Raw genomic sequence first — 5843 nt, 5'->3', positions numbered from 1 at the left:
CGATTGCAATGGTCAATACACTACAGCAATCGCTGCCAAGCCAGCTCCCACAAGGTTCACGGGTGTTTGGCCACTTGCGGAGCTTCAGCCAGGTCGAACGCCTGCCAGCCGCCACCGAGCGCCTTGTACAGTCCGACCAATGCCTGGGACACCGCCGCCGAGCTGTCGATCCACTGTTCTTCGCTGGCCAGCAACGCGCCCTGCACGCTGAGCACATTGAGGAAATCCACCGCCCCTTCAACGTACTGCCGCTGCGCCGTGTCCAGGGCAATACGGTTCTGCCGCACCGCCTCGGCGAGATGGTCGCGACGCAACTGACTGGCGTTGTACAGGCGTAGCACATCGTCGATTTCATGCCAGGCGCCGAGCACCACCTTGCGGTAGTTCAACGCCGCTTCCTGCTGCTGCGCCTCGCGCAGTTCGAGCATGCCGCTCAAGCGCCCGCCCTCGAAGATCGGCAGGGAGAGCTGCGGGCCGATGGCGAACCGGCGCGAGTCCCAGGCGCCGAAGTCACTGAGCTGCATGGCCTGGAAACCGAAGTTTCCGGACAGACGGATGCTCGGATAGAAGTCCGCCTTGGCCACGCCGATGCTGGCGGTAGCCGCATGCAGCCGGGCTTCGGCCCGGCGGATATCGGGACGGCGCTCGGCCAGCTCGGACGGTACGCCGATCGCGAAGCGCTGCTGCGGCGCCGGCAGTTCGGTGCTTTCCAGCAGTTCGCCTTGCAGCGTGCGCGGCGGCTCGGCGGCGAGCAGGCCGAGGGCGTTGATCAGGTCGGCCTGGCGCGCTTCCAGGGTCGGCAGGCGCGCTTCGATGGAGGCCACCTGGGCGCTGGCCTGGGCCACGTCGAGGCGGGTGGCGACGCCTTGTGCCTGACGGTCGTTGGACAACTTGAGGCTGTGCTGGGCGACCTTCAGGTTGTCGCGGGTCACCGCCAGGGTGTGTTGCACCGCACGCAACTGGATGTAGTCGCCGGCGGTTTCCGCCAGCAACGCCAGCAGTACGCCGCGACGATCGTTTTCCGCCACCTCGACCGAGGCATCGGCCGCCTCGACCTGGCGCCGTACCCGGCCCCACAGGTCCAGCTCCCAGCCTGCGACCAGGTCGCCCTGCCACAGGTTATAGGCCGCCTTGCCGGCATTGCCCGACGGGTCGCTCAGGCCTTCGGCGCTGTTGCGCGCCCGGCTGTAACCGCCGCTGAGGCCGACGGATGGGGTTTCATCGGCGGCGATGCTGCTGCGCAGGGCGCGGCTTTGCAGCAGGCGCGCGCTGGCCATGCGCAGGTCGAGGTTGTTGGCCGCGACCTTGTCGATCAGGGCGCTGAGGCGGGCATCGTGAAAGCTGTCCCACCAGCGCAGTTCCAGCGGTTCGGCGGCCGGCTGGCTGGCCGCGGCCTCGCCTTGCAAGGGCGCCCACTGCTCGGGGGCCTGGCTATCGGGGCGCTGGAAATCCGGGCCCAGGGTGCAACCGGCGAGGACTAAGCCGAGCAGCAGCGGGCTGAGGCGAAACAGGCTGTTCATCGCGCAGTGACCTCCTTGCCGGCGAGGACATCGCCTCGGGTGTCGATCACCGCTTCCACCGACATGCCCACCCGCAGGCGCTCCAGCAGCGGCTGGTCGGCGTCGAAGACGATCTTCACCGGAATGCGCTGGACCACCTTGGTGAAGTTGCCGGTGGCGTTGTCCGGCTTGACCGCGGCGAAGGTCACCCCGGTAGCCGGGGCAATGCTCTGCACATGACCGCGCAGGGTCTCGCCGGAGAAGGTATCGACGCTGATGCTCACCGGCTGGCCGGGCTGCACATGGGTCAGCTGGGTTTCCTGGAAATTGCCGACCACATAGGCCTGGTCCAGCGGCACCACCGACAGCAGGCGCGCACCGGGATTGACGTAGGCGCCGACGCGCAGCGCGCGCTCGCCGACCATGCCGTCCACCGGGGCGACGATGCGGGTATAGGACAGATCCAGGTTGGCCTTTTCCAGGCCGGCTTCGGCGCGCTTGAGCTGGCCGTCGGCGCTGGCGACCTGGGCGTCGAGGATATCCACCTGCTTGCGCGTCGCCAGCAGCGCCGCCTGGGCGTTGGCCAGACGGGCCCGGGCCTGGTCGACCCGGCTGCGCGCCTGCTGGGCGTTCTGCACGGTACCGGCGCCCTGTTCGGCGAGGCGGCTGTAGCGGGTCACTTCATGGTCGGCGAAAGCCGCTTCCGCCTGCGCCGCCTTGACCGCCGCGTCGGCCTGGGCGATCAGCGCGGCCTGGCGCTCAAGGGTGGCGCGGGCGTCGACACTCTGTGCCCGGGCCACCAGCAACTGGGCCTGGGCGGCATCCAGCGCGGCCTGGTAATCGCGGTCGTCGATGGTCGCCAGCAGTTGCCCGGCTTTCACCTGCTGGTTGTCGTCCACCAGCACCTCCTTGATGAAACCGGCGACCTTGGGTGCGACCACCGTGTAGTCGGCGATCACATAGGCATCGTTGGTGCCCTGGCGGTGGTCGTTGCCCAGCAGGTGCGGGCCGCCGAGGGCAGCGAGGACGGCGATGGCGAGCACCGAGCCGATAAGGATGTTCTTGCGGGTGTTGGTCATGTCGGCAAGTCTCTAATTCTTCCGGGCTCAGGCCACCGCACGCGGTGGATAGACCCGGGTAGGCACGAAGGGAATCAGGCAGATCAGGGCCACGGCGATGCAGGCCATGACCAGGTACAGGTCGGCCGAGGTCAGCACCAGGGCCTGTTCATGAATGCGCTTGGCCAGGCCAGCGGCGCTGTCGTCGAGCAGCGGCGCGTTGCCCAGGCTGTCGGCGAGATGGGTGGAGTGGAAATGCCGGCGCAGGGTGCCGAGGGCATCGAGCAAGCCGCCGGCGATCACCGCAGCCAGGCCCTTGACCGTGTTGAACCAGGCCGAGGCGAACGGGCCCTCCTGCGGGGTCATGCCGTTGGTCGAGAGCATCAGCAGGGGCAGCACCGCCATCGGCTGGCCGAACACATGGAGCAGTTGCAGCACGTAGAAGTTGTCGCGAATCCACTCCGAGGTCAGCTGGGTGCCGCCGATGCAGGCCAGGGCGAGCATGCCCAGGCCGGTGGCGAGCACCCAGCGGCAGTCCACCGCGCGGATATTGCACAGCGCCGCCACCAGCGGCAGCGAGATCAGTTGCGGCATCGCCACCAGCAGCATCAGCGGGCTGGTCTGCGCCGGGCGATAGCCCTGGACCTGGGCGAGGTAGGCCGAGGGAATGCTGATGGCTGCGGACAGCACGATCAGCACGCCAGCCAGGGTCAGCAGGGCAAAGCTCAGGTTGCGCCGCTGCAGCATGCGCAACTGGAAGAACGGCAGCGGCTCGGACCATTCGTTGAACAGGAACAGCACCAGCAGCAACAGACCGCCGCCAAGCAGCCAGCAGATCAGTGGAGAGTCGAACCAGCCCCAGCGATCGCCCAGGCTCAGGCCGAGCACCAGCGAGCTGATCGCCGGCAGGCCGAGCAGCACGCCGCGCCAGTCCAGCTGGCGGAAGCGTTCCAGGCGCAGCGGGTCCTGGGGCAGGCCCCAGCCGACGCAGAACATCGCCAGCAGCGACGGCACGATGATCTGCCAGAACGACCACTGCCAGCCGACGTACTCGGTCCACAGACCGGCGAGCGGCGTACCGAGGTTGGGCCCGAAGGTGGCGGTCAGGGCGTAGCAGGCCAGGCCATAGACCTTGATCCCCGGCGGCAGGAAGCGCAGGGCTACGCTCATCAGCATCGGCGGCAGCGCGCCGGAGGCCAGGCCCTGAAGGATGCGCAGCAGCATCAGGCTGTGCAGGTCCGGGGCGTAGGGCTGGAGCAGGCCAAGCACGGCGAACAGACCGATGGCGGACAGGGTGAAGCGGCGCAGGGAAAAGGTGGTCGCCAGCCACGGTGCGAAGGCCATGGCCGACACCGAGGCAGCAGCGTACACCGCCACCAGCCAGGCGCCTTCGTCGGCGCCGATGCCCATGGCGCCACGGATATCGGCCAGGGCGATCTTGGTCACCATCTCGTTGAGCCCGGCGCAGAGCACCGCCAGCAGCACGCCGAACAGACCGACCACCACCCGCAGGCCGAACGCCGGTTGCGCAGGTGCGGCCGCCGTCGGGGCGGCTGGCGCGGCAAGGGGCGCGGACAGGGAAGTCATCAGAAATCTCCAGCAACAAATTGACTGGAGGAAGTCTAAAAACCCCGAATGCTGACGAAAACTGACTTATGGGCAGTTTACAGTTGCACCAAACGCAATCCGTCGGTCAAGGATCGACTTCGCAGCAGGTTTTCAGGGTCTGGCGCAGCCAGCGGTGGGCCGGATCATTGTGGAAACGCGGGTGCCAGGCCTGCATCACCGTAACCCGTTCCATCGGCAGCGGGATCTCGAACGAGCGCAGCGGCAGGCCGAGGCGGTGCACGCTGTTAAGGATATTGGCCGGCATCGGCAGGATCAGGTCGGAGGCCGGCAGGGAGAACATCGCCGAGTGGAAGCTCGGGGTGATCAGCGCCACCCGCCGCTGCACCTTGTAGTTGGCCAGCTCGACATCGATCGGCCCGTTGGCCCGGCCGCGCCGCGACACGCTGATCTGCGGGAAGGCGGCGAAGGTCTCGGGGGTGATCTCGCCATCGAAGATCGGATGGTCGCGCCGGGCCAGGCCGACATAGATGGTGTTGAACAGGCTCTGCACCTTGATCTCCGGGCCGAGGTCGATGCTCGAACTGATGATCAGATCGGTGCGCCCGTCGCGCAGCACCGCGTCGTCGTCGCCGCCGCTTTCCGGGACGAAGCGCAGCACGGTTCGCGGCGCCTGCTCGTGCATGGCGCGGAGCAACTGCGCGCCATAAAGGGCGATGAACAGGTCGTTGGTGCGGATATTGAAGGCGCGGTCGAGGTTGGGCAGGTCGACCTCGTCGCCGCCGCGAAACACCTGGCCGGCCTGCTCTACCAGCACCCGCACCTGCTCCTGCAGGGCCAGGGCCCGGGGAGTCGGCACCAGGCCGCGGCCGGCACGCACCAGGATCGGATCGCCGAGGGCTTCGCGGATGCGGCTCAGGGTCCGGCTCATCGCCGCCGGGCTCAGGTTCATGCGCTGGGCGGCGCCGACCACGCTGCCCTCGTCGAGCAGGGCATCGAGGGCGACGAGCAGGTTCATGTCCGGGAGTTGCATGGCCGGGTTCCGTTTGGCGAATGATGGAAACGCGATCTTAGCAGCTCGGTGGATTGCGTCTGACGCAACATTCCAGTGCGTGTCGGGCCATTTATCCGGGTGTGGCGATGGGCTGAGAATGCCCTGTCCTTTTCTTGCCCAAGGAATCCGCATGTCCCGTCCGGTCCTGATCGCCATCGATGCCTCCCCCGCCTGCACCGCCCTGCTCGACCTGGCGCGGCGCTACTGCCGCCCGGAATTGCACCAGTTGCATGTGCTATTGGCGATCGACAGCACCTTCGCGGTGCACGACCACCCCGCGCCCTACACCCGTGGCGAGCTGGAGGAATACCCGGCGGCCTGCGATGAACAGCAACTGGCCGAACGGGCGGTGGGTGAGGCAGTCAGGGCGTTGCGCGAGGCGGGCTTTGCCGACTGCAGCGGCAGCCTGGCGACCGGCGGGCCGGTGGAGGCCATCGTCGCCAAGGCCCGGGAGCTGGACTGCGAGCTGATCGTCATGGGCCATCGGCACCTGTCGCGGCTGGGGCGGCTGCTGGATCCGTCGGTCAGTGGCAAGGTGATCGACCAGGTGCAGTGCCCCGTTCTGGTGGGGGCCGCCGGGCATTGATGGTGCACTTTAGGGTCTCATCGCTGCATGGGTATCTACACATCTCGATCAAGCACAACACGACCCCCTGTGGGAGCGGC

5 protein-coding genes are annotated in these 5843 nt (G+C 67.6%); 1 reads left to right on the top strand and 4 read right to left on the bottom strand.

The genetic code is table 11. The features are described 5' to 3' along the window. Nucleotides 1–56: 56 nt before the first annotated feature. The 4 genes from ACODSK_RS32160 to ACODSK_RS32145 all read right to left on the bottom strand — a co-directional run bounded on the left by ACODSK_RS32160 (nucleotide 57) and on the right by ACODSK_RS32145 (nucleotide 5156). Nucleotides 57–1520 carry an efflux transporter outer membrane subunit gene (locus ACODSK_RS32160; RefSeq protein WP_489022127.1) on the bottom strand — a complete coding sequence of 488 codons (1464 nt, stop codon included), beginning with the start codon at nucleotides 1518–1520 and terminating at the stop codon, nucleotides 57–59. Continuing rightward, entirely contained in the window at nucleotides 1517–2578 is a 1062-nt protein-coding gene (locus tag ACODSK_RS32155) for an HlyD family secretion protein (RefSeq protein WP_489022125.1), read from the bottom strand. Before ACODSK_RS32155 ends, ACODSK_RS32160 begins: the two co-directional genes overlap by 4 nt. Before the next feature lie 27 nt (nucleotides 2579–2605). Next, on the bottom strand, nucleotides 2606–4144 hold the full coding sequence (locus tag ACODSK_RS32150) for an MFS transporter (RefSeq protein ID WP_489022123.1): 1539 nt from the start codon (nucleotides 4142–4144) through the stop codon (nucleotides 2606–2608). A 106-nt stretch (nucleotides 4145–4250) separates the two neighbouring features. Next, entirely contained in the window at nucleotides 4251–5156 is a 906-nt protein-coding gene (locus tag ACODSK_RS32145) for a LysR family transcriptional regulator (RefSeq protein ID WP_489022121.1), read from the bottom strand. A gap of 151 nt (nucleotides 5157–5307) precedes the next feature. Between ACODSK_RS32145 and ACODSK_RS32140 the strand changes: the two genes are divergently transcribed. Further along, nucleotides 5308–5763, top strand: a complete 456-nt coding sequence (locus tag ACODSK_RS32140; RefSeq protein ID WP_489022119.1) for a universal stress protein — start codon at nucleotides 5308–5310, stop codon at nucleotides 5761–5763. The last annotated feature ends 80 nt before the right edge of the window (nucleotides 5764–5843 follow it).

The sequence above is a fragment of the Pseudomonas sp. FG98 genome (assembly GCF_057808595.1).
Note: the sequence above shows the minus strand (reverse complement) of the source record. Positions and strands in the feature narration are given on the sequence as shown.